The sequence below is a fragment of the Enterobacter sp. JS8-1 genome, assembly GCF_049187015.1.
In the GTDB taxonomy this organism is placed as follows: Bacteria; Pseudomonadota; Gammaproteobacteria; order Enterobacterales; family Enterobacteriaceae; genus Enterobacter; species Enterobacter mori.
The window spans coordinates 1,504,386-1,527,717 of sequence record NZ_CP185805.1 but is presented as its reverse complement, the minus strand read 5'-3'; the positions used below and the strand labels follow the sequence as shown (position 1 = coordinate 1,527,717).

19 protein-coding genes are annotated in these 23,332 nt (G+C 56.5%); 8 read left to right on the top strand and 11 right to left on the bottom strand.

Annotated elements, in window-relative coordinates; genetic code table 11:
* Positions 1 to 159: 159 nt before the first annotated feature.
* On the top strand, positions 160 to 1,461 hold the full coding sequence (locus ACOQH0_RS07185) for an MFS transporter (protein ID WP_023335029.1): 1,302 nt from the start codon (positions 160 to 162) through the stop codon (positions 1,459 to 1,461).
* Positions 1,462 to 1,478: 17 nt separating this feature from the next.
* Positions 1,479 to 3,842, top strand: coding sequence for a TIM-barrel domain-containing protein (locus ACOQH0_RS07180; RefSeq protein ID WP_421511864.1), 2,364 nt, complete (start codon positions 1,479 to 1,481; stop codon positions 3,840 to 3,842).
* Between the two features lie 89 nt (positions 3,843 to 3,931).
* Here the strand turns inward: ACOQH0_RS07180 and ACOQH0_RS07175 are convergent, their stop codons facing one another.
* A complete protein-coding gene (locus ACOQH0_RS07175) occupies positions 3,932 to 5,527 on the bottom strand; it encodes an ABC-F family ATPase (RefSeq protein WP_010428967.1) in 1,596 nt (531 codons plus the stop codon).
* Positions 5,528 to 5,749: 222 nt separating this feature from the next.
* Between ACOQH0_RS07175 and ldtB the strand changes: the two genes are divergently transcribed.
* On the top strand, positions 5,750 to 6,670 hold the full coding sequence (gene ldtB, locus ACOQH0_RS07170; RefSeq protein ID WP_010428965.1) for a L,D-transpeptidase: 921 nt from the start codon (positions 5,750 to 5,752) through the stop codon (positions 6,668 to 6,670).
* Positions 6,671 to 6,713: 43 nt separating this feature from the next.
* Here ldtB and ACOQH0_RS07165 read toward each other — a convergent pair whose 3' ends face one another.
* The 9 genes from ACOQH0_RS07165 to mntR form a co-directional block, all read right to left on the bottom strand.
* The gene (locus tag ACOQH0_RS07165) at positions 6,714 to 7,430 is read right to left on the bottom strand and encodes a GntR family transcriptional regulator (RefSeq protein WP_010428962.1); all 717 of its coding nucleotides are present in this window, start codon (positions 7,428 to 7,430) and stop codon (positions 6,714 to 6,716) included.
* A 15-nt stretch (positions 7,431 to 7,445) separates the two neighbouring features.
* Positions 7,446 to 8,768 (bottom strand): PTS sugar transporter subunit IIC, encoded by a 1,323-nt coding sequence (locus tag ACOQH0_RS07160; RefSeq protein ID WP_421511863.1) that lies wholly within the window; start codon positions 8,766 to 8,768, stop codon positions 7,446 to 7,448.
* Positions 8,769 to 8,819: 51 nt separating this feature from the next.
* Complete coding sequence (locus tag ACOQH0_RS07155; RefSeq protein WP_420985594.1) at positions 8,820 to 10,196, bottom strand: glycoside hydrolase family 1 protein; 1,377 nt, start codon at positions 10,194 to 10,196, stop codon at positions 8,820 to 8,822.
* A gap of 148 nt (positions 10,197 to 10,344) precedes the next feature.
* Complete coding sequence (locus ACOQH0_RS07150) at positions 10,345 to 11,385, bottom strand: aldo/keto reductase (RefSeq protein ID WP_214594333.1); 1,041 nt, start codon at positions 11,383 to 11,385, stop codon at positions 10,345 to 10,347.
* Positions 11,386 to 11,487: 102 nt separating this feature from the next.
* Positions 11,488 to 13,011, bottom strand: a complete 1,524-nt coding sequence (locus ACOQH0_RS07145) for an efflux transporter outer membrane subunit (protein ID WP_421511862.1) — start codon at positions 13,009 to 13,011, stop codon at positions 11,488 to 11,490.
* Entirely contained in the window at positions 13,011 to 14,582 is a 1,572-nt protein-coding gene (locus tag ACOQH0_RS07140) for a DHA2 family efflux MFS transporter permease subunit (protein WP_421511861.1), read from the bottom strand. The genes ACOQH0_RS07145 and ACOQH0_RS07140 overlap by 1 nt, the downstream gene beginning before the upstream one ends.
* A complete protein-coding gene (locus tag ACOQH0_RS07135) occupies positions 14,579 to 15,673 on the bottom strand; it encodes an HlyD family secretion protein (RefSeq protein ID WP_010428945.1) in 1,095 nt (364 codons plus the stop codon). Before ACOQH0_RS07135 ends, ACOQH0_RS07140 begins: the two co-directional genes overlap by 4 nt.
* Before the next feature lie 101 nt (positions 15,674 to 15,774).
* The gene (locus ACOQH0_RS07130) at positions 15,775 to 16,884 is read right to left on the bottom strand and encodes an anion transporter (RefSeq protein ID WP_421511860.1); all 1,110 of its coding nucleotides are present in this window, start codon (positions 16,882 to 16,884) and stop codon (positions 15,775 to 15,777) included.
* Positions 16,881 to 17,354: a manganese-binding transcriptional regulator MntR gene (gene mntR, locus ACOQH0_RS07125; protein WP_010428939.1), complete on the bottom strand. Its 474-nt coding sequence runs from the start codon at positions 17,352 to 17,354 to the stop codon at positions 16,881 to 16,883. The genes ACOQH0_RS07130 and mntR overlap by 4 nt, the downstream gene beginning before the upstream one ends.
* Positions 17,355 to 17,537: 183 nt before the next feature.
* Between mntR and mntS the strand changes: the two genes are divergently transcribed.
* A complete protein-coding gene (mntS, locus tag ACOQH0_RS07120) occupies positions 17,538 to 17,666 on the top strand; it encodes a manganase accumulation protein MntS (RefSeq protein WP_042718971.1) in 129 nt (42 codons plus the stop codon).
* Positions 17,667 to 17,945: 279 nt separating this feature from the next.
* A complete protein-coding gene (locus ACOQH0_RS07115; protein ID WP_420985591.1) occupies positions 17,946 to 19,529 on the top strand; it encodes a phosphoethanolamine transferase in 1,584 nt (527 codons plus the stop codon).
* Positions 19,530 to 19,649: 120 nt separating this feature from the next.
* Here the strand turns inward: ACOQH0_RS07115 and ompX are convergent, their stop codons facing one another.
* On the bottom strand, positions 19,650 to 20,168 hold the full coding sequence (ompX, locus tag ACOQH0_RS07110; RefSeq protein WP_010428930.1) for an outer membrane protein OmpX: 519 nt from the start codon (positions 20,166 to 20,168) through the stop codon (positions 19,650 to 19,652).
* Positions 20,169 to 20,521: 353 nt separating this feature from the next.
* On the opposite strand from ompX, the gene rhtA reads away from it, so the two are divergent.
* The 3 genes from rhtA to glnH all read left to right on the top strand — a co-directional run bounded on the left by rhtA (position 20,522) and on the right by glnH (position 23,318).
* The gene (gene rhtA / locus ACOQH0_RS07105) at positions 20,522 to 21,409 is read left to right on the top strand and encodes a threonine/homoserine exporter RhtA (RefSeq protein WP_010428927.1); all 888 of its coding nucleotides are present in this window, start codon (positions 20,522 to 20,524) and stop codon (positions 21,407 to 21,409) included.
* Positions 21,410 to 21,709: 300 nt separating this feature from the next.
* Positions 21,710 to 22,213, top strand: a complete 504-nt coding sequence (dps, locus tag ACOQH0_RS07100; protein WP_010428924.1) for a DNA starvation/stationary phase protection protein Dps — start codon at positions 21,710 to 21,712, stop codon at positions 22,211 to 22,213.
* Positions 22,214 to 22,574: 361 nt separating this feature from the next.
* Positions 22,575 to 23,318, top strand: a complete 744-nt coding sequence (gene glnH / locus ACOQH0_RS07095) for a glutamine ABC transporter substrate-binding protein GlnH (RefSeq protein WP_010428921.1) — start codon at positions 22,575 to 22,577, stop codon at positions 23,316 to 23,318.
* Positions 23,319 to 23,332 lie beyond the last annotated feature (14 nt).

The following is a 23,332-nucleotide window of genomic DNA, read 5'->3' as shown; positions in this document are numbered from 1 at the left end:
TTGCCTGCTCATTTTCTCCCTTAAGGTGAACTTGTCACACAACTTCCATACTAGTTGTATACCAACTTAAGCAGTTTAAACGGATAGAAATCAAAGCCATAACAATCCGTGTGACACCTGAACCTCCGTCCCCTTACCGTCCGTCTTGTGGAGAGTAAAATGAGTCAGGACATCAATAACACCGTTGCGACAAGCAAAACCCGTCGCGTCATCAAGAACCTGCGCTGGTACGTGCTGGTGCTGTTCTTACTTGGCGTCACCGTTAACTACATCACCCGAAACTCGCTCGGGATCCTCGCCCCGGAACTGAAAGAGAGCCTCGGCATCACCACCGAGCAATACTCCTGGATCGTCGGCGCGTTCCAGATCGCCTACACCATTTTCCAGCCCCTGTGCGGCTGGCTGATTGACGTTATCGGCCTGAAGATTGGCTTTATGGTCTGCGCCGGGATCTGGGCGTTGATGTGTATTTTCCATGCGGGCGCCGGAAGCTGGCTGCACCTGGCGATTCTGCGCTTCTTTATGGGTGCCTCTGAGGCCGCCGCTACCCCGGCGAACGCCAAAACCATCGGCGAATGGTTCCCGAAATCAGAACGTCCCGTTGCCGCCGGCTGGGCGGGCGTGGGCTTCTCCATCGGCGCGATGCTGGCCCCGCCTATCATCTACTTTGCTCACGCCTCGTTCGGTTGGCAGGGCGCGTTTATGTTTACCGGCGTGCTGGCGCTGCTGTGGGTGATACTCTGGTGGGCGTTCTACCACAACCCGGAGCAGCACCCGAACCTGAGCAAGGACGAGCTGGCGTTTATCAAGCAGGATAACGAACCGCCTGCGGTGAGACTGCCCTTCCTGACCGCGCTGAAAACCGTTTCGAAAAACAAACGCTTCTACGGTATCGCCATCCCGGCCTTTATGGCGGAACCGGCCTGGGCGGTGCTGAGCTTCTGGGTGCCACTGTACCTCGCCAAAGAGCACGGCATGGATCTGAAGCAGATTGCGATGTTTGCCTGGCTGCCGTTCCTCGCCGCCGATCTCGGCAGCGTGGCGAGTGGCTACCTGACGCGTCTGTACACCCGTCTGTTCGGCTGCTCCCGCGTTAACTCGGTCGTTGCCAGCTCCGTGACGGGCGCATTCCTGATGATCTCTCTGGGCATCGTGGCCATCACCCGCGACCCATATATCACCATCGTGCTGATCTCCATCGGCGGCTTCGGGCACCAGATCATCTCCTGCATGCTGAGCGCCCTGGTCGTGGAGTCGTTCGACAAAGGCCAGATGGCGACCGTCAACGGCATGCGCGGCTCGGCGGCGTGGATCGCCAGCTTCCTGTTCTCGCTGTTAATCGGTGTGACCGCCGACAAAATCGGCTTTAACCCGCTCTTTATTGCCATGGGCTTCTTTGACCTGATTGGCGCTGTCTTCCTGGTAGCATTTATTGCTGAACGTCGCGCCAAGCGCGCCTGATAGTGGATGTATTGCATATGAAAACCCTGAAAAACTGGACCGTAGATAAGCAGTCAGCAAACCATCTGGAACTGCTGGTCGATAACCAGCACCGCCTGTGCCTGTACGTGCTGGAAGAGAACCTGTTCCGCGTGCTGATCAAACGCAAAGGCGAGCTGGCGCTGGACCGCACCTGGAGCATCGCGCCGGAAAAAGACGTGCCGTGGGAAGGTCGCCGCCGCGACGATTTAAGCGGTTTCACCTGCCCGGCCTGGACGCTAACGCAGCAGGGTGAGGCGCTAACCGTGGCAACCGAACGGCTGCGCGTGACCGTCCACCAGCCGCTGTGGCTGGAGTGGCACTACCGCAATGAGGCGGGCGAGTGGCTGCCACTGGTCAACGACCGTCCAACCAGCGCCTACCTGCTGAACGCCCACGGCGACGGCGTTGCGCATTACCTGAGCCGTCGTAAGGACGAGCGTTTTTATGGCCTGGGCGAGAAAGCAGGCGATCTGCAGCGCAACGGCAAACGCTACGAGATGCGCAACCTCGACGCAATGGGGTACAACGCGGCCAGCACCGACCCGCTCTACAAGCACATTCCGTTCACCCTCACCCGCCGCGATGACGTCAGCTACGGCCTGTTCTACGACAACCTGAGCAGCTGCTGGCTGGATCTGGGTAACGAGATCGACAACTACCACACCGCCTACCGCCGCTGGCAGGCGGAAGCGGGCGATATCGATTACTACATCTTTACCGGCAAACGCGTGCTGGACGTCACCAAAGCCTTCGTGCGCCTGACCGGAAAAACGCTGTTCGGACCGAAGTGGAGCCTGGGCTACAGCGGCTCGACCATGCACTACACCGACGCGCCGGACGCGCAAAACCAGCTGATGAACTTCATCCGCCTGTGCGAAGAGCACGCCATTCCGTGCGACTCGTTCCAGCTCTCCTCCGGTTATACCTCCATCAACGGCAAGCGCTACGTCTTTAACTGGAACCATGACAAGGTGCCGCAGCCGAAGGTGATGAGCCAGGCATTCCACGACGCGGGGCTGAAGCTTGCGGCCAACATCAAGCCGTGCCTGCTGCAGGATCATCCGCGCTATAACGAAGTGGCGGAAAGCGGCCTGTTCATTCGCGATTCAGAAACCGATGCGCCGGAACGTTCCAGCTTCTGGGATGACGAAGGCTCTCACCTCGATTTTACCAACCCTAAGACGGTGCAGTGGTGGCAGAACGGCGTCACCACGCAGCTGCTGGAGATGGGTATCGATTCCACCTGGAACGACAACAACGAATACGAAGTGTGGGACGGGGAAGCGCGCTGCTTTGGCTTCGGCAAGGAGATCGCCATCAAGCACATTCGCCCGGTGATGCCGCTGCTGATGATGCGCGCCTCGCTTGAAGCGCAGCAGCGTTTCGCGCCGGAAAAGCGTCCGTACCTGATTTCCCGCTCCGGCTGCGCCGGGATGCAGCGCTACGTTCAGACCTGGAGCGGCGACAACCGCACCAGCTGGGACACCCTGCGCTATAACATCCGCATGGGGCTGGGCATGAGCCTGTCCGGGCTGTTCAACGTCGGTCACGACGTCGGTGGTTTCTCCGGCGATAAGCCGGACGCCGAGCTGTTCGTGCGCTGGGTGCAGAACGGCGTGATGCATCCGCGCTTTACCATTCACTCGTGGAACGATGACCACACCGTGAACGAACCGTGGATGTACCCGGGCGTCACGCCAGCCATTCGCGGCGCGGTGGAGCTGCGCTACCGCCTGCTGCCGTACCTCTACACCCTGCTCTGGCAGGCGCACGCCGACGACGAGCCGATGCTGCGCCCGACCTTCCTCGATCACGAGCACGATGCGCAGACGTTTGAGGAGTGCGATGACTTCCTGCTGGGCCGAGACCTGCTGGTGGCCAGCGTCGTCGAAGCCGGGCAGCGCGAGCGCCGCGTCTGGCTGCCGGATAACGCCACCGGCTGGTACGATTTTTACACCCACGCGTGGTATGCGGGCGGCCAGTCGATTGTTCTCGATGCGCCGCTGGAAAAACTGCCGCTGCTGGTACGCGCCGGTGCCGGCCTGCCGCTCAGCGAGCGTATCACCCACGTATCCGCAGAAAAAGACGATACCCGCGAGCTGAAACTGTTCCCACTGAAGGGCGTCGGGACAACCACCGGGATGCTATTTGAAGACGACGGCGAAAGCTGGGGATATCAGAACGGCAATGCGCTGTGGGTGGAATGGGAAATGGTGTGCGACGGCGCAGCCATCAACCTGAAGGTGAACGCGCGCGGGGATTACCGTCCGGCGTGGAAAGCGCTGAAGGTGTCGTTACCGGCGGGGGAAAAACGTAAGCTGCTGGTGAACGGGATTGAAGTGAGTGAGTGGGTGATGTAGTGCGGCCTGATGCCCTCACCCTAACCCTCTCCCACGGGGAGAGGGAATAGAACGTAGGCCCGGTAAGCTAAGCGCCACCGGGCTTTTTTTTAGCCGTCGATACCTTTACTGCGCAGGTAGTCTTCGTAGTTTCCGGTGAAGTCCACCACGCGCTCTGGCGTAATTTCAATCACGCGGGTCGCCAGCGAGCTGACGAACTCACGGTCGTGAGAGACGAAGATCAGAGTGCCCTGGTACATCTCCAGCGCCATGTTCAGCGATTCAATGGATTCCATATCCAGGTGGTTGGTCGGTTCGTCCATCACCAGGATGTTTGGTTTTTCCATCATCAGCTTGCCGAACAGCATGCGGCCTTTTTCACCACCGGAAAGTACTTTAGCCGGCTTTTTGATGTCGTCCTGGCTGAACAGCAGACGGCCCAGGATGCTGCGCACCGCCTGCTCGTCGTCGCCTTCCTGCTTCCACTGGCTCATCCAGTCGAAGACGGTGAGGTCGTTTTCGAACTCGTATTCATGGTCCTGCGCGTAGTAGCCAATCTGCGCGTTTTCGGACCACTTCACGGTGCCGTTGTCCGGCTGCAGTTCACCCACCAGGGTTTTCAGCATGGTGGATTTACCCACGCCGTTGGCGCCCAGAATGGCAATCTTCTCACCCACTTCCAGCAGCAGGTTGAATTTTTTAAACAGCGGGCCGTTCTCAAAGCCTTTTGCCAGGGCTTCCACTTCCAGCGCGTTACGGAACAGCTTCTTGTCCTGCTCGAAGCGGATGAACGGGTTCTGACGGCTGGAGGCTTTGACTTCGTCCAGCTTGATTTTGTCGATCTGACGCGCACGCGAGGTCGCCTGACGCGACTTAGAGGCGTTGGCGCTAAAGCGGCTGACGAAGGACTGCAGGTCAGCAATCTGCGCTTTCTTCTTGGCGTTATCCGCCAGCAGACGTTCACGCGCCTGGGTGGCCGCCGTCATGTATTCGTCGTAGTTGCCCGGGTAGACGCGCAGCTCGCCGTAGTCCAGATCCGCCATGTGCGTACAGACCATGTTCAGGAAGTGACGGTCGTGCGAGATGATGATCATGGTGCTGTCGCGGTCGTTCAGCGTCTGCTCCAGCCAGCGGATGGTGTCGATGTCCAGGTTGTTCGTCGGTTCGTCGAGCAGCAGGATGTCCGGGTTAGAGAACAGCGCCTGTGCCAGCAGCACACGCAGCTTCCAGCCTGGCGCAACTTCGCTCATCGGGCCGTAATGCTGTTCAACGGGAATGCCTACGCCCAGCAGCAGCTCGCCCGCGCGCGCTTCCGCAGAGTACCCGTCCATCTCGCCGTACTGCGTTTCCAGATCGGCCACTTTATAGCCGTCTTCTTCGCTCATTTCGGCCAGCGCATAAATGCGATCGCGCTCCTGCTTCACTTCCCACAGCTCCGCGTGCCCCATGATCACGGTGTCGAGCACGGTGAACTCTTCGAAGGCGAACTGATCCTGACGCAGCTTACCGATACGCTCGTTAGGGTCGAGCGACACATTGCCGAGCGTCGGTTCTAAGTCACCGCCGAGGATTTTCATAAAGGTGGATTTTCCGCTACCGTTGGCACCAATCAGGCCGTAACGGTTGCCGCCGCCAAATTTGACGGAAATGTTTTCGAACAGCGGCTTACTGCCAAACTGCATAGTGACGTTGCTGGTAACTAACACGGGGAGATTCCTGCGAAAAGTGTGATAAACACGGCATTATGCCACAATTCCGAATTGAGATCCCGTGTTGCGGCAATCCACTAAACTTTAACAAAATCGAAAAAAATGTGATTTCGTACACATCTGAATTCCCTGTTAGCGGGAATGCACATATAATGCGCTCCCATCACAGATTCAGACTTATCAACTCATCGCCTGAATGGCTTAGATACCTCGCACAACATGAACATGAAATTGACAACGCTTTTTGCGGCAGCGTTAGCCGTAGTAGGTTTTTGCAAGACCGCTTCTGCGGTGACGTATCCCCTGCCGACAGACGGTAGCCGTCTGGTTGGGCAAAACCAGGTGGTGATTGTGCCGGAAGGCAACGCTCAGCCGCTGGAATATTTTGCCGCTGAATACCAGCTCGGTCTGTCTAACATGCTCGAAGCAAACCCGGGCGTTGACCCGTATCTGCCAAAAGCAGGTACCGTGCTGAACATCCCTCAGCAGCTGATCCTGCCGGATACTGTTCATGAAGGTATCGTAATCAACAGCGCCGAAATGCGTCTGTATTACTACCCGAAAGGCACTAACACCGTTATCGTGCTGCCAATCGGTATCGGCCAGCTGGGTAAAGATACCCCGCTGAACTGGACCACTAAAGTTGAGCGTAAGAAAGCGGGCCCAACCTGGACCCCAACCGCGAAAATGCACGCGGAATACATTGCTGCGGGCGAACCGCTGCCAGCCGTAGTTCCGGCAGGCCCGGATAACCCAATGGGTCTGTACGCGCTGTACATTGGCCGCCTGTACGCTATCCACGGCACTAACGCCAACTTCGGTATCGGCCTGCGCGTAAGCCACGGCTGCGTGCGTCTGCGTAACGACGACATCAAGTTCCTGTTCGAAAACGTGCCGGTCGGTACCCGCGTGCAGTTCATCAACGAACCGGTGAAAGCGACCTCTGAGCCAGATGGCAGCCGTTACATCGAAGTGCACAACCCGCTGTCCACCAGCGAAGATCAGATCAACAACAACGAAATCGTGCCAATCAACCTGACCAGCGCGGTGCAGTCCGTGACCTCTCAGGCTGACGTGGAAACGACCGTGGTTGACCAGGCGATCCAGAACCGTTCTGGTATGCCAGTGCGTCTGAACTGATAACAAAGCGAATAAAAAAGCGGGCCTCGTTGCCCGCTTTTTTTTATCCGTTGTTCACGATGACAATCCCGCCGTGGTCGTAGCGATAGTGACAGTGGGCATACTCCAGCGGCGTGCCATCTTCAAGATAGATCACCTGCTCCACCTCCAGCACCGGGTCCGTCTGTTCACAGATTAAGTGCTGCATATCCAGCGCATTTGGTTTTAACGCGCGCACGACGCGATACGAGCCCATTATTTTCAGCCCCAGAGTCTCCTGCACGTAACGGAACACCGAGCTTTCAAGATGGCTTTTGTTCAGGCCGGGCACCAGATTCAGCGGCATCACCGTGGAATCCAGCGACATCGGCTCGCCGTTCAGCAAACGCAGACGAATAAAGTCATAGATCGGCGCATCGGCGTTAATCATCAGCGACGCCTGCTCTTTCTCGTTCGGGAAGCGCAGTTCGAAATGCACCACCTGGCTGGTCACCGTTCCAAGATGCTCCCAGGTTTTGGTGGCGCCAAAGTAGTCGCTGCCGGAGAGATCCCACTGCGAGAGCTGGAGGAAATTTTTTCGGATGAACGTTCCCTGCCCCTGACGGGTGTAGACCAGCCCTTCGACAATCAGCTGGCGCATGGCCTGCTGAATGGTCATTCGGCTGGTGCTGAACTCCGCCGCCAGCGCAAACTGGTCCGGCAGCGGTTCATTGGCGGCGTACTGCTGGCTGATAATGCGTTTCTTAATTTCCCGCGCTATGGTGATGTACTTCGCCGCCATCGTCCTTCCTTTCTGTTAGTTTTCTATCCCGCTGTTTTTCAACGCCACTCGCTCGGCAATCTTGAGGAAAGGCAGGTAGAAGAATACACCAAATACAATGATTGCCAACTGCACCACCACCGCCCGCCAGTCCCCCGCCGTTGCCAGCCAGGCGCTCAGAATTGGCGGCGTGGTCCACGGGATCATCACCACGCAGCGCGACATTAGCCCCATCGTAGTACAGAGCCAGGCGAAGTAAATACCAATGGCGGGCAGCAGCACAAACGGGATCATCAGCGGCAGGTTAAAGACAATCGGCAGGCCGAAGATCACCGGCTCGTTGATGTTGAATAAGCCGGGCGCCAGCGACAGACGCGCCACCTGCTTCGCCGATTTTTGTCGGGAGAAGATAAAGATGGCGATCAGCAGCGATATCGTGCTGCCCGTGCCGCCCACCATGCCAAACGTCGGCACGAAGATGTTATTGATGATATGCGGGATGGGCTGACCGTTGGCGAAGGCCAGCATGTTCTCGTTGGTGTTAATCAGCAGGAACGGCTCCAGCACCACGCTGTTCACCACCGACTGGTGAATACCCAGCGTGAACAGAAAGTTACCAAAGCTGTAGATGAAAATTGTCCCCGGCAGGCTGGTGTTGATCAGCCGCAGGGGCTTCTGGATAAAGGTCGTAATAAGATGGATCAGGTCCGTGTGCAGCACGTTTGCCAGTATGGCCGCCAGCACTGCGAACAGGGAGAGCGTGAGGATAGTTGGGATCAGCGCGGTAAAGGATTTGCTCACCGCCGGCGGCACGTTTTCCCCGAGGGAAATGTGCAGCGCCTTCAGCCGCGAGATGGCGATAAACACTTCTGTTGAAAGCAGCCCGATCAGCACCCCGGCGAAAATCCCGGTTGAGCCAATATTGGCGAACGTCAGCACCTGGGTGACGTTCACCGCGGCATCGCTGCCGACGGGCGTAATCTGCAGGCGCATCGGCATCATGATGATGAAGCTGCTGACGGCGATAACCACTGCCGAGACCGGATTGTCGAAATCTTTGTTGCGCGCCAGCGACCAGGCAATCATCGGGGCCAGCAGCAGCGCGGCGATGTTCAGCGTGCCGTTGATAATCGCCTCGCCCCACACTTTGAAGTGTGCCAGCGTGTCACCGTGAAAAATCCACGGAAACACCACGTTGTTCACCAGCACCGCCAGACCGGCGAGGATGAAAATCGGCATCACCGTGGCGAAGGCGTCGCGCAGGGAGCGCAGATGCACCTGGTTTGCCAGGCGCGCCGAGAACTCAACAAATTTATCGACAAAAGACTGCATGTGCGGTGTTATTTTTGTTTCAGACATAGCGGATAGTTCCCATCAATCAGTCACAAAAACGGCCCGGCAGCGTACGGCTTACATCTCGCGTCCGTTGGTATGGATAACCTGTTTTAACCACGCGTAGCTTTTCTTCGGCACGCGCTTCAGGTCTTTCAGGTCGTGGTTTTCCCGGTTGACATAGACCACGCCATAGCGTTTACGCATGTCGCCCTGGGAACTCAGAATGTCGATTAAGCCCCAGCCAAGGTAGCCAATGACCTCCGCCCCGTCCTCGAACATCGCCTCCTTCATGGCATCGATATGCGCCCGGTGGTAGTCAATGCGGTAGGTGTCATCAATCGGGTTCACGCCGTCCCAGGATTCAATCACCCCAATGCCGTTCTCAATCGGGAAGACCGGCATCCGCCAGTCGTTGGCGTAGCGGGTGATGATGGTGCGAAAGCCCAGCGGATCGATCTGCCAGTTCCACTCGGTGGCCTTCAGGTACGGGTTATTTTTCTCGCAGTGAAGCAGGTAATAGTTCACCGGCGTGCCTTCCGGGATCGCATCGCTGTCCAGCGTTTTGCTGGCGTAGTAGCTGAAGGCCATATAGTCATTTCTGGTGCGCGCCAGCAGCGCTAAATCCTCGGCGCGGTAGATATCACCAAAGCCCTCTTGTTCTACCACCGCCATCACCGCCGGACTGTAGCCCTGCCCGGCGAAGACGCGCAGCAAGTTCTGGTTGAGGAATTCGTCATACTGCTGGGCGCAGAAGATATCGCGCGGTTTGCAGGTGGCCGGGTAGATGAGCTGGTGTGCCAGCATGCCGCCCATCAGCTGGCCCGGTTTGGTCTGGTGCAGATACTCGGTCAGCGCCATGTGCGCCACCATCGTATGGTGCTGCAGCTCGTACAGCTCGCGCAGGGTTTGCTCGCCTTTCATATAGCCCGAAATACGAAACGCTTCCGGCATATGGAAGATGTTCTGCTCGTTGAAGGTCAGCCAGTACTTCACACGGTCGCCATAGCAGTCGATCATCTTTTTACCGTAGCGGATAAAGGCGTCCATTACGCGGCGGTCATTGAAGCCGTTGTACTCCTGCGCCAGCGCCAGCGGCATATCGAAGTGGTAGAGACAAACCATTGGCTCGATGCCGCGTGCGATGAGATCGTCGATAAAACGGTCGTAAAACGCGATGCCCTCGTCGTTAAAATCGCCGTCGCCCTGCGGGCAGACGCGGCTCCATGAAATCTGAAAGCGGTAGCAGTTCATGCCCAGATCCTGCATCAGATCGAAATCTTCCCGATAGCGATGGTAGGAGTCGGTCGCCACTTTCCAGTCGGAGATGTTTTCCCCGGCTTCGCGAATGTCATACACCGACATTCCTTTCCCACCCTCGTTCCAGGCCCCTTCCGTCTGCATGCTGGACACCGAGTTACCCCATAAAAAGTTGGCTGGCAGTGAATTGTTCATGGTCTCTTCCTATATGACTAGTCATTTAAAATTTCATGACTAGTCATATAGGCGAAGATTAAATTTGGATCAAAGAGGAGGATCGTTTTTTGTGAGCAGTGCGGGAAAAAAGCCCCGGTAAGCAAAGCGCCGCCGGGGAAAAGGAAGGTTACTGTTGTGCGAGCTGGTTACGACGATATTCTCCCTGGCGCTCCAGCATCCAGCCCGGATACTCGCGCGGCAGCGCGCTCACCGCATCCAGCTGCTTAAGCTCGTCTTCGCTTAAGCGGATCCCTGTTGCGGCAATGTTGTCGTCCAGCTGATCGACGCGTTTCGCGCCAATAATCACGCTGGTTACCGCTTTCTGGTGCAGCAGCCACGCCAGCGCGATTTGCGCGACGGAGACACCCTTGCTTTCGGCGATAGTGCGCATCACGTCCACGCAGTCGAAGGCGCGATCTTTATTCACCGGCGGGAAGTCGAACTCCAGACGGCGGCCGCCGGTTTCGCTCGTCCCGTCGCGGCCATATTTTCCGCTCAGCAGGCCGCCCGCCAGCGGACTCCAGACCATCAGCCCAACGCCTTCGCTCTGCATCATCGGCACCAGTTCACGCTCCAGATCGCGCCCGGCGATGGTGTAGTACGCCTGCAATGACGCAAAACGCGCCAGTCCCAGACGCGCCGAAATGCCCAACGCTTTGGCTATCTGCCACGCCGCCCAGTTAGAAACGCCGATGTAGCGCACGTGGCCATGCTGCACCAGGTTATCCAGCGCGTAGAGCGTCTCTTCAATCGGTGTTGCGGGGTCAAAGCCGTGAAGCTGGTAGAGATCGATATGATCGAGCTGCAGGCGGCGCAGGCTCTCCTTCACGCTGCTGATGATGTGATAGCGCGAGCTGCCGCGCGAGTTCACCCCGGCGGTGCCCGTTTCGCCAAACACCTTGGTGGCCACCACCACATTTTCGCGCGGGACGTTCAGGTTTTTCAGCGCCTGCCCGAGTATCGTCTCCGAGCGCCCTTCCGAATAGACGTCGGCGGTATCGATGAAGTTGATGCCCGCGTCCAGCGCGCGGCCCACCAGCTGCTCGGCTTCGTTTTGCTTAAGCTGGCCAATCTTGCCCCACATGCCGTCTTCACCGCCGAAGGTCATGGTGCCGAGGCACAGTTCAGAAACAAACAGTCCGGTGTTGCCCAGTTTTTGATAACGCATAAGTGATTCCTCGCATGTCGATTGGGTACCCGATAGTTATACCCGCCCCTCAACCATCGCGAATGTGGCGTTCCTGTCCGTTTCTTGCCCAATCCTCTGAATTTATCCGCGCGGGGCGTCGCCAAAGACGGTGTAGTCCGGTAATTGCACCTGCTGATAAGGCTCCCAGCCGCCGCCCAGAGCTTTGTAGAGCGCCACCAGATCGAGCGCGCTCTGCACCTGCGCCTGTGCGCGCTGCTGCTGGGCCTGCGCAAGCTGACGCTGGGCGTCCAGCACGTCGATAAAGCTGGCGATCCCCTGTCGGTAGCTGTCGCTTGCCAGGTCGAACGCGTTTTGCAGCGCGTCGATGGTCTTCGCGAGGCCCGCTTCACGCTGCTGGTCGGTGCGATAGCTCACCAGCGCATTTTCCACATCCCCGAGCGCGGTGAGCACCGTCTGGCGATAGTCCAGCACCGCTGCGCCCTGCTGCGCACGCGCCACCTTGACGCTGGAAACCAGCCGTCCGCCCTGGAAGATGGGAATGGAGACCTGCGGACCGAAGCTGTAGAAGTGGCTGCTCCAGTCGGTCAGCCAGTTAGTTTCGCTGTTGCGCAGGCCAAACTGCCCGGAGAGCGTAAAGCTCGGGAACAGCTCCGCCACCGAGACGCCGATTTGCGCCGTGGCGGCATGAAGGTTCGCCTCCGCTTCGCGCACGTCCGGACGACGGCGCGCCAGCGTCGACGGAATGCCCGTTTGCACAATATCCGGCAGGGCAGGCATCGGCTGCACGCTTTGCAGTTCCGCATCCAGCGCGCCCGGCGGCTTGCCGAGCAGGATCGCCAGGCCGTTCATCGCCTGCCGCTCCTGCGCCTGGTACTGCGGCAGCTGCGCTTCAAGATTCCCCAGCTGCGCCCGGGCGTTTTCCACATCCATCTGCGGAGACAGCCCGCCGCGCTGGCGGCTTTCGGTCAGATCCAGCGTCTGCCGGGCGCTCTCAATCTGTGTGTTCAGCGTGGCGATAATGCTCTGCGCCCCGCGCAGCTGGAGCCACGCGCGGGCCACTTCGGCCTCCAGCGACACCAGCGCGTCGTTACGCTGCTCTATCGCCGCTTTCTGCTGCGCTTCGGCGGCCTCCACCTGACGGCGCACCTTGCCCCACAGGTCGATTTCCCACTGGGCGTCGAAGCTGCCCTGGTAGAGGTTAACCGGCTGCGTCAGCGGCCCCAGCGCGCCTTTCAGATCGGGATCGATACTATCCACCTGGTCGTACACACCGTGGGATTTCAGCTCTCCTTCCAACCCAAGCTGCTGGCGCGTCGCCTGCAGGTTACCGTTGACCGACGGATAAAACGCGCCGCCCGCCTGGTTAATCTGTTCACGCGCCCCGGCGATGCGCAGCACCGTTTGCTGCAGCGTCAGGTTTCCCGCGATGGCGCGTTCAACCAGGCTGTCGAGCTGCGCCGAGCCGAAGGTCTTCCACCAGCGCGGGTTGGTCGCGGCGGAGATAGTTTGCGATTTCACCCCGCCGTCGCCCTTATCGTTCCAGTGCGTGACGGCGGGCGGTGCGGGCTGCTGGTAGTCAGGCCCGACGGCACAGCCCACCAGCAGCATCATTATCATCAGGGGGTGTAAACGTCTGTGTATCATCAATGTGCTCCTGCACTCCCCTCGCTCTTAACCGGCGAGAGCAACAAACAAAATGGGATCAGTAAAAAGGCCACCGCGCTCAGGAGGGTGAAAACGTCGATGTAGGCCAGGAAGCGCGACTGCTCGATCATGGTCTGGTACATGCGCCCGGTGGCAATTCCCGTAGGGTCGCCCACCTGGGTGGTGAAGTTTTGAATCGCCTGAGCGCTTTCGCGAATCGCCAGCTGAAACTGTTCGTTAAACGGCGAAGCGTGATACGCCAGATGGGCGCTGTGCGCCTGCGCGCGTTCGGTTATCGCCGCCGTCGAGAGCGATATGCCAATCGAACCGGCCACGTTGCGGAACATGGTAAACAGCGCCGCCGCGTCGGCGTTGAGCCGCCTCGGTATCGAGATAAAGGCAATGGTGGTCAGAGGCACAAACAGGAACCCCAGCCCAATCGACTGCGCGCTGCGGAACAGCACCAGCGTTTCAAAGTCGATATCCGGCGTCAACGTGCGCGACCAGAAGAACGACACCGCCAGACAGGTAAAACCAAATGCAATAATCCAGCGCGTCTGCACCACCGGCATCAGCTTCAGCACCAGCGGGATGGTTAACACAATCAACACCGCGCCGGGTGACAGCACCAGCCCTGACCAGGTGGCGGTATAGCCCAGGTCCTGCTGCGCCAGCTGCGGGATCACCACCGAGCTGCCATACAGGATCATCGCCATCCCTGCCATTAACAGGCTGGAAATGGCGAAGTTGCGGTCCTTCATGCAGTGCAGATCCACCACCGGTTTTTTGGCATACAGTAGCCAGTAAATCGCGCCGATAATGCCGATGAGCGTCAGCACCGCGAAGGTGCGGATAAAGTTCGAGTAGAACCAGTCGTCATCTTCACCCCGGTCAAGCATCACCTGCAGGCAGCCCAGGCCGAGGACGATCAGGCCGATCCCCGTCCAGTCGACGGTCAGCTTCTCTTTTGACTTGCTCTCCCACGGCGGATCTTCCAGCAGCTGGTAGATCGCCAGTACCGTCACAATCCCCACCGGAATGTTGATGAAGAACACCCAGCGCCAGGAGTAGTTATCGGTGATCCAGCCGCCCAGCGTCGGGCCAAGCACCGGCGCAACGATGATGGCAATGGACGACAGACCAAAGGCCTTGCCCCTGTCCTCCGGCTTGAAGTAGTCGAGCAGCACCGACTGCTGCGTGGGCTGCAGCCCGCCGCCAAAGAAGCCCTGCATCACGCGGAACAGGATGATCTGCCACAGCTCAGTCGCGATGCCGCACAGAAACGAGCAGATGGTGAACATCACGATGCAGATTAAGAAGAACTGCTTGCGGCCAAACAGGCGACTGAGGAAGGCAGAGATGGGCAGCACGATGCCGTTCGCCACCAGGTAGCTGGTCAGTACCCAGGTGGATTCGTCATAGCTGGCCGAGAGCGACCCGGCCACGTGCGGCAGCGCCACGTTGACGATGGTGGTATCCAGAATTTCCATAAACACCGCGAGGGTGACGACAATTGCCACCGCCCACGGGTTGCTGGCGGGCTTCCAGCTATCGTGGCTGTGGTCCGTCATTCCACCGTCACCTTCGGTTCAACCGACAGCCCCAGCGGCAGCGGCCTGTTCGGATCCAGCCCCTTATCAATCACGATTTTCACCGGCACGCGCTGGACGATTTTGACAAAGTTACCGGTGGCGTTTTCCGACGGGAACGCGGAGAAGCGCGAACCGCTGCCCTGCTGGATACTGTCAATGTGGCCTTCAAGTTCCATATCCGGCCAGGCATCCACGGAGACGCTGACCTTGTCACCGGGCTTCATGCGCTCCAGCTGCGACTCTTTGAAGTTCGCCACCACCCACACGTTCGGGGAGACCAGTGAGAACAGCGCCGTACCCGCCTGCACTAGCGTGCCGGGCTGTACGTTGCGTTTGGTGACGAAGCCGTCGAACGGGGCGCGGACTTCGGTATAAGAGAGATTCAGGTTCGCGTTTTCCAGCTGCGCTTTGGCCTGATCGACCTGACGTTCGCGGGCTTCAACGTTGGTTTCCTGCTGACGGATTTGTAGCTGTACCTGCTCCGCCACTTCCAGCTGCGCCTGGGCGCTGGCCAGTCCGGCCTGCGCACTGCGCAATTGGGCATTCGCAGAATCGATACTTTGCTGCGTGGTCGCACGCGGGTCAACGCCGCGCTGACGGCGGTACTCCGCCTGGGCGTTCGCCATATCGGCCTGCGCTTTTAGCACCTGCGCTTTGGCTTCGTCACGCTGGGCAGGATATTGCACCTTCGAGAGCGCCAGCTGTGCCTGCGCCTGGTGGAGCTGAGCAAGCGCCAGCCCAAGCTGCGCCTGAGCCTGATCGCGCTGGGCCGTCGTATCGCGAGGATCGATAACCACCAGCAGATCCCCTTTCTTCACGCGCTGGTTATCACGCACGCGAAGCTCGGTGACGTATCCCGCCGTTTTGGGGGCAATGGTCACCACGTCACCGTCGGTAAAGGCGTCGTCGGTCGTCTCTTCGTTACGGGTTAAAAACCACCAGACCAGCGCCACGACGACCATTACCACCACGACAACGCCGAGGATAATTAACGGTTTTTTGCCCGGGCGCTTGCGCGCATTATTGTTGTTTTCCTGCTCGTCAGCAGGCGGGTTTTGATCTTCAGCCATAGGTCAGCAACGGTCCTGTCAGTGAGCGGCATCACACTATGCCGTTCACTAAAGCTAGGACGTTGCTATACATTTGCCAGGATAAACTGACAAATAGCGCACTATATGAGAAGGAATAGTCCGAAACCGATCGCGGCTGCCCACATCAGCATCGGGACCGACCATAAATGGAAGCGCCACCAGATGCGGCGGTCGTTGGCCATGCGCAGGGCAATCAGGTTGGCAAGGGAACCGGGCAATAGCCCAAACCCCCCGATGTTTACCGCCCAGGCCAGAAGGGTGTCAGGCGGAACATAGTTGAGCAGCAGAATGGTCGACGGCACGTTGCTGATAAACTGCGACAGGCCAATCGCCGTCAGCCACAGTCCCGGCTGCGACAGACCGCTGACGCCGTGAAGCACATTTTGCAGTGCAGGCAGCTGGATGAGCAGATAGACATCGATAAACATCGCCATGAAGACTAGCAGCAGCGTCCAGTCAACGCTCACCAGCACCCGCCGCGACAGCACTAAAAACCCGGCGGCAACCAGCAGCACGCCCGCCAGCTCAACCTTCATCTCTAGCGCGACCAAAAAGACGATATACAACGCCAGACAGCTCCAGACCAGCCGCGGCTGCCACTGCGGGCCCGTCGTCCCGCTGTGGTACTGCAGTTTTTTATCCGGGAAGGCAAACCAGCAGACCGCCAGCAGGGAAAGCATCATCACCAGCGCCAGCGGGGCCATCTGCCAGGTAAAGGCGGCAAACGACAGGCCCGAACGGCCCCAGAGCAGGATATTTTGTGGGTTCCCGATGGGCGTTAATAGCGAGCCAGCATTCACGGCCAGTGCTTCAAAGATAATCAGACGGCTGACCGGAATTTCACAGAGCTTACGCAGCGTGAGCGTGAGCGGCACGATGATAAACAGTGCGACATCGTTGGTCAGAAACGTCGACAGCACCGCTGCGGAAAAGACCATGAACAGAGACAGCCGGCGCTCGGTGGCAAAACGGCGCACCATTTTGCGTCCCAGAACATCAAAGTAGCCACTTAGCTCTACCCCTTTGGTGAGCATCATTAAGCCGCTCAGGGTAATAATCGTGCGCCAGTCAATAGCCGCAGGCCAGGCGTGAGGGGTAAAGGGAACAAAGAGGCTTAAGCCTGCACCAATAATCAGTAAGAGATGAAAGAAACGGTCACGCTTCAGGGCTTGCAGGCCGGGGATGTTCATTCAGCAGAAGAACCATATTTGAGTGTAAATTCACGGAACTTCACCAGCGTTTCTTCACTGACGTGGTGCTCCATCCCTTCCGCATCCCGGCGGGCAATTTCCGGGCTGACGCCCAGTACCAGTAAAAAGTTCTCCACGATCTGATGACGCTCGCGGCTCTCCTGCGCCAGCTTTTCGCCTTCTGCCGTCAGAAACACGCCGCGCCACGGGATCATCTCGATCAAACCCACTGACGCCAGACGTTTTAACATTTTGGCTACCGTTGGCTGGGAAACGCCCAGCCGCGCGGCCATATCGACCTGACGTGCTTCGCCAACCTCACGAATCAAATCGGAGATCAGTTCCACATAGTCATCAATCAGCTCCCGGCGATGCGCTTCACGCACCTGACGGAACCCTTCTACGTGCTCTTCAACATTCACCAGTTGCGTCGTTTTTTTTGTAGTTGGCTTACCTGCGCGACGGTTCATTGTGCTTCCTCAATGGGGGTGACGCTTCCAGCGTCCTGTAACGGAGCGCACATTGTAAACCATAGCTCTACAAGCACAAAAAATTAACGAATTAGCCATAGCTATACAATATAGCCTGTGCTATATCTGTATGTAATGCAGTCACCCTTCACGGATCGAAGGGATCAGAAATCAGGAGGTCACATGAATGAATTCAAGAGGTGTATGAACGTGTTTACCCACTCTCCTTTTAAAGTGCGCTTAATGCTGTTGAACATGCTGTGCGATATGTTTAACAACAAACCGCAGCAGGATGACAAATCTTCTCACTAAGCGGCGTCGCGGTACGCCGCTTCATTTTTCCGTCACAAACCCCATGTAAACTGGCCTCTGGCCGCCTTAATCCCGATCTTTTTTACGGATTTGCAGTCTCCCTCGCAAAACATCTGTTTAGCAACTGTTGACCTTATTTCACGCTCGCACTATCTTCTTGCAGCCCTGCACCATTTGCGGCTCGCTGAAGCGGACCCTCATTCCCTCTCCACGCACTGTCAGGCAGGCTTTGACCCTTGGCGCCAGGGTGAGCACATGGCGTTTTCATGATAGTGATCTATGAACTTAACCCTGAAAGAAACACTTGTTACCCGCAGCCGGGCCTTAAGCCCGTGGACGGGATTCTACTTTCTGCAATCGCTGCTGATTAACTTTGCGCTTGGCTACCCGTTTAGCCTGCTCTACGCCGTGGCATTTACCTGCGTGCTCCACGTGCTGTGGCGGAGTGCCCCGCGCGTGCAGAAAGCATTGGTCGGGGTCTGTTCGCTGGTTGCTGCGATGTATTTCCCGTTTGGCCAGGCCTACGGCGCGCCAAACTTCAATACCCTGCTGGCTCTGCATTCGACCAATATGGAAGAGTCGACGGAGATCCTGACGATCTTCCCGTGGTACAGCTACGTGGTCGGGCTCTTTATCTTCGCTTTGGGCGTTATCGCCATCCGCCGTCAGTCAGGTGAGAAAAAATCCTGGGGTAAGATCGACATACTCTGTCTGGTGTTCAGCATTGCCGTGGCGTTTGTCGCCCCCATCCAGAATATTCCCTGGGATGGTAAGCTACGGCTCATCAATATCGGCTATCCGGTTTTCCGCTTCGTGAAAGACGTCGTGGTTAATAATAAAGAGGTTCTCGACGAGCAGGCGCGTATGGCTGAACTCTCCACCATGAAAGACACCTGGAACGTGCTGGCCGTGAAGCCTAAGTACCATACCTACGTGGTGGTGATTGGCGAAAGTGCGCGCCGCGATGCGCTCGGTGCTTTTGGCGGTCACTGGGATAACACGCCGTTTGCCAGTTCGGTTAACGGTGCCCTGTTTACCGATTACGTCGCGGCCAGCGGCTCGACGCAGAAATCACTCGGCCTGACCCTGAACCGTGTGGTCGACGGCAAACCGCAGTATCAGGATAACTTTGTCACGCTGGCAAACCGCGCGGGGTTCCAGACATGGTGGTTCTCCAACCAGGGGCAAATTGGCGAATACGATACCGCCATCGCCAGTATTGCGAAGCGTGCCGATGAGGTTCAGTTCCTGAAAAGCGGTGATTTTGAAGCCGACAAAAACACGAAAGATGAAGCATTGCTGAAAATGACCGCGCAGGTCTTTGCCACTCAGCGCACCCAGCCACAGCTGATTGTTCTGCACCTGATGGGGTCACATCCTCAGGCGTGCGATCGTACAAACGGAAAGTACACAGAGTTTGTGCAGTCCAAAGAGACATCATGTTATCTCTACACCATGACGCAAACCGACGACCTGCTCAGCAAGCTCTATGCCCAGCTGCGCAATACGGGCGACAGTTTCTCGATGGTCTATTTCTCCGATCACGGGCTGGCGTTTAAAGAGCGCGGTAAAGAGGTGCAGTACCTGGCGCACGACGATGCATTTCAGCAGAACTTCCAGGTGCCCTTTATGGTGCTGTCGAGTGACGACAAAAAGCATCGCATCATCAAAGCGCGTCGTTCGGCGAATGATTTCCTGGCTTTCTTTTCACAATGGACGGGGATTGCTGCAGAGCAGATAAAAATTTCTTACCCGTTTGTCTCAAACAAGAAGGGCCCCCCAGTTTACGTTACCAACTTCAAGTTACAGAAAGTTGACTATAACCATCTGGGTACGGACATTTTTGATATTAAGAGTAAGTGATCTCTACCGTCTCGTGCGGTCTGATGCCCTCACCCTGACCCTCTCCCACAGGGAGAGGGAACAAACCCCAAAAAAAAATCCGCCACAATGGGCGGATTTTTTACTGGCTCACCGAAGTGATTAGAAGCGGTAACCTACGCCTGCGATCCAGGTGCCAACGTCAACGTTGCGGATACGGCTCTGCTCATAGGAGAAGTCCAGAGCAACGTTTTCGATTGGGTTGAACTGCAGACCCGCGCCATAGGAGAAGCCGTAGTCGCTGTTGCTTGCAGTACGGTTCAGACCTTCGTTTTCAGTCTGCTGGAATTTACCGTAACCAACACCTACAACACCGTAGATGCTAGCCCAGTCGTTCAGGCGGTAAGCAGGACCAGCGGTGATACCGTAGTACTGACCTTTGTTATAGGTGCCGTTTTCAGTGCGATCTTTCTCGGTGTAAGTGAAAGAACCGATCACGCCCAGCGGGTTGTTGTCTTGCTCGTAACGATACTTCAGGTTGAAACCGTTAGTTTTGTTCATCACGCCCTGCATATCGCTCTGAGCGTAACCACCGGTAACGGTAGAAGTAGCAGCTACAGCAGTACCTGCGGAAACAGCCAGAACTGCGGCCAGTGCTGAAAGACATGCAATTTTTTTCATAACCACCTCAAATGTGTTCAAGTAAGTCCGTAAGTTTTAAATATATCAAAAAATTTTGCGAAACTCTTTGTGATTCGTAATGTCTAACGAGGTCTTTCCTGTAACAGAACGTTTCCAGAATCAGCTATCTCATTCAAATTACGTTAAATTTTCGCCGCAAAATAGTCATAGTGCGCGCCATCGCCGTTACATTCATCCAGATTATTCCTAATCTGACAGGCGATAAAACCAGCAACGCTTATCTATTTTACGGATTTTCCCTGGTTTTTTTTCAACAGTAGCTCAACCGTGAGCGCATATTTCCATTACACTGCGGCTTTTACCCTATTTGACATAAATTGACAGGAGAAAGGATGCCAGGGTTATCCCGCACGTCATCGGTCTGGATGCCGGTCGCTGTAATACTGATCGCCATGTTGTCGATTCAGAGTGGCGCGTCGCTTGCAAAATCACTCTTTCCTCTGGTGGGCGCGCCGGGCGTTACGGCCCTGCGTATTGCATTAGGGACTCTGATCCTCGTGGTTATCTTTAAACCCTGGCGTCTGCGTTTCAAAAAAGAGCAGCGACTGCCGCTTCTTTTATACGGGCTGGCGCTGGGCGCGATGAACTACATGTTCTACCTCTCTATTCAGACCATTCCACTGGGGATTGCCGTCGCGCTTGAATTTACGGGGCCGCTGGCGGTTGCCCTCTTCTCTTCACGTCGTCCGGTGGATTTCATCTGGGTCGTGTTAGCCGTTCTGGGGCTCTGGTTCCTGCTGCCGCTGGGTCAGAGCGTCGCGCAGATTGATCTGACGGGTGCCGCGCTGGCACTGGGCGCGGGTGCCTGCTGGGCTGTCTATATCCTCACCGGCCAACGCGCCGGGGAGGAGCACGGTCCGGCCACGGTTGCGCTGGGCTCGCTGATTGCCGCCATCATCTTTGTCCCCCTCGGTATGGCGCAGGCCACCGAATCCATCTGGCAATGGTCCATTCTGCCCGTGGGGCTGGCGGTCGCTATTCTTTCTACGGCACTCCCCTATTCTCTGGAGATGATAGCCCTGACGCGTTTGCCGACACGCATTTTCGGTACGTTAATGAGCATGGAGCCTGCGCTGGCGGCTATCTCTGGGATGGTCTTCCTCGGCGAAACGCTGACGTTTACCCAGACGCTGGCACTGTGCTCTATTATCGCGGCCTCTATGGGATCAACGCTGACAATGCGCCCTGAACCCAAAGTGAAGAAAGTTGACATCAATTAATGCTCTATATTCTGCATGGCTTTCTCGCCATGCAGAATATAGGCGCCTTCCACGCTTATCATATTTCGTTACACAAACTGTCATCGTCACGAAATAATCCACAGGGCTACGAACCGTACGTTCAGAATTAAGATTGATCTGTATCAATTTCATAAAAACCTATAATTTTCATCATGATATAAACTCAACATCCTTCTTGCTATTAAACCGATAGGCAGAGCCAAACCGCAGGCAAAAAATCCGGTGCTATACTTAGTTTCGTAATTACCTGGGACACAAACATCAAGAGGATATGAGATTATGAGTACCGCTAAACTGGTGAAAACGAAAGCGTCTAATCTGCTTTATACCCGTAACGATGTATCGGATAGCGACAAAAAGGCGACCATTGAGTTGCTGAATCGCCAGGTGATCCAGTTCATCGATCTTTCGCTGATCACCAAACAGGCCCACTGGAATATGCGCGGTGCAAACTTTATTGCCGTTCATGAAATGCTGGATGGCTTCCGCACAGCACTGGTTACCCACCTCGATACGATGGCCGAACGTGCCGTTCAGTTAGGCGGTGTGGCGCTGGGGACCACGCAGGTGATTAACAGCAAAACGCCACTGAAAAGCTATCCGCTGGATATCCATACCGTTCAGGATCACCTGAAAGAGCTGGCGGACCGTTATGCCATCGTCGCGAACGACGTGCGTAAAGCCATCGGCGAAGCGAAAGACGAAGACACGGCTGATATCTTCACCGCCGCCTCTCGCGACCTGGATCAGTTCCTGTGGTTTATCGAATCTAACATCGAATAAGCCATACGAATTACCAATGACACCCTCGCCTCTGGCGGGGGCTTTGCACATTTATGGTGCACACTTTTGCACTGCACACCTGCAAAAGTGAACGAAATGTAATAATCACCTCACACAACCGTTAACGGAAGATTGTTTTTCCGTCAGAATCTGCGCTAAATATCACCTCGTCAGATACGCCAAATGAGTCGCACCAAAATGGTGCCTCACACTGGTGCAACACGACATCATTGCTCCATTTTTTGTGCAATGCGTGACATCATCCCCTTTGTAAAACAACAGCTTGTAAAGTTGGCACGATTTTTTCATGGTGCCTGTCGTTCTCGCAGGGGATCGCCCCGTGGTTATAAAAGGAAATGCTATGAAGTCTGTATTAAAAGTTTCACTGGCTGCACTTACCCTGGCATTTGCAGTGTCCTCTCAGGCTGCCGACAAACTCGTTGTGGCGACCGACACGGCGTTCGTTCCGTTTGAATTCAAACAGGGTGACAAATACGTTGGTTTTGACGTGGATCTGTGGGCTGCGGTCGCAAAAGAACTCAAACTGGACTACACCCTGAAACCGATGGACTTCAGCGGCATCATCCCTGCGCTGCAGACCAAAAACGTTGACCTGGCACTGGCGGGTATCACGATTACCGAAGAGCGTAAAAAAGCGATCGACTTCTCCGACGGCTACTACAAAAGCGGCCTGCTGGTGATGGTGAAAGCCGACAATAACGACGTAAAAAGCGTAAAAGATCTCGACGGTAAAGTGGTGGCAGTGAAGAGCGGTACGGGTTCCGTTGATTACGCGAAAGCGAATATCAAAACCAAAGATCTGCGCCAGTTCCCGAACATCGACAATGCCTACATGGAACTGGGTACCAACCGTGCTGACGCCGTTCTGCACGATACGCCGAACATCCTGTACTTCATCAAAACCGCGGGCAACGGCAAGTTCAAAGCGGTCGGTGATTCTCTGGAAGCACAGCAGTACGGTATCGCGTTCCCGAAAGGCAGCGACGACCTGCGCACGAAAGTTAACGGCGCGCTGAAAACCCTGAAAGAGAACGGCACCTATAACGAAATCTACAAAAAATGGTTCGGTACCGAGCCTAAATAATTTACCTGAATTCA

What these genes read in the sequence shown, in the direction of transcription:
- ACOQH0_RS07185 (WP_023335029.1), top strand. Translation starts at nt 160, where the DNA reads ATGAGTCAGGACATCAATAACACCGTTGCGACAAGCAAAACCCGTCGC.
- ACOQH0_RS07180 (WP_421511864.1), top strand. Translation starts at nt 1,479, where the DNA reads ATGAAAACCCTGAAAAACTGGACCGTAGATAAGCAGTCAGCAAACCAT.
- ldtB (WP_010428965.1), top strand. Translation starts at nt 5,750, where the DNA reads ATGAACATGAAATTGACAACGCTTTTTGCGGCAGCGTTAGCCGTAGTA.
- ACOQH0_RS07165 (WP_010428962.1), bottom strand. Translation starts at nt 7,430, where the DNA reads ATGGCGGCGAAGTACATCACCATAGCGCGGGAAATTAAGAAACGCATT.
- ACOQH0_RS07160 (WP_421511863.1), bottom strand. Translation starts at nt 8,768, where the DNA reads ATGTCTGAAACAAAAATAACACCGCACATGCAGTCTTTTGTCGATAAA.
- ACOQH0_RS07155 (WP_420985594.1), bottom strand. Translation starts at nt 10,196, where the DNA reads ATGAACAATTCACTGCCAGCCAACTTTTTATGGGGTAACTCGGTGTCC.
- ACOQH0_RS07150 (WP_214594333.1), bottom strand. Translation starts at nt 11,385, where the DNA reads ATGCGTTATCAAAAACTGGGCAACACCGGACTGTTTGTTTCTGAACTG.
- ACOQH0_RS07145 (WP_421511862.1), bottom strand. Translation starts at nt 13,011, where the DNA reads ATGATACACAGACGTTTACACCCCCTGATGATAATGATGCTGCTGGTG.
- ACOQH0_RS07140 (WP_421511861.1), bottom strand. Translation starts at nt 14,582, where the DNA reads ATGACGGACCACAGCCACGATAGCTGGAAGCCCGCCAGCAACCCGTGG.
- ACOQH0_RS07135 (WP_010428945.1), bottom strand. Translation starts at nt 15,673, where the DNA reads ATGGCTGAAGATCAAAACCCGCCTGCTGACGAGCAGGAAAACAACAAT.
- ACOQH0_RS07130 (WP_421511860.1), bottom strand. Translation starts at nt 16,884, where the DNA reads ATGAACATCCCCGGCCTGCAAGCCCTGAAGCGTGACCGTTTCTTTCAT.
- mntR (WP_010428939.1), bottom strand. Translation starts at nt 17,354, where the DNA reads ATGAACCGTCGCGCAGGTAAGCCAACTACAAAAAAAACGACGCAACTG.
- mntS (WP_042718971.1), top strand. Translation starts at nt 17,538, where the DNA reads ATGAATGAATTCAAGAGGTGTATGAACGTGTTTACCCACTCTCCTTTT.
- ACOQH0_RS07115 (WP_420985591.1), top strand. Translation starts at nt 17,946, where the DNA reads ATGAACTTAACCCTGAAAGAAACACTTGTTACCCGCAGCCGGGCCTTA.
- ompX (WP_010428930.1), bottom strand. Translation starts at nt 20,168, where the DNA reads ATGAAAAAAATTGCATGTCTTTCAGCACTGGCCGCAGTTCTGGCTGTT.
- rhtA (WP_010428927.1), top strand. Translation starts at nt 20,522, where the DNA reads ATGCCAGGGTTATCCCGCACGTCATCGGTCTGGATGCCGGTCGCTGTA.
- dps (WP_010428924.1), top strand. Translation starts at nt 21,710, where the DNA reads ATGAGTACCGCTAAACTGGTGAAAACGAAAGCGTCTAATCTGCTTTAT.
- glnH (WP_010428921.1), top strand. Translation starts at nt 22,575, where the DNA reads ATGAAGTCTGTATTAAAAGTTTCACTGGCTGCACTTACCCTGGCATTT.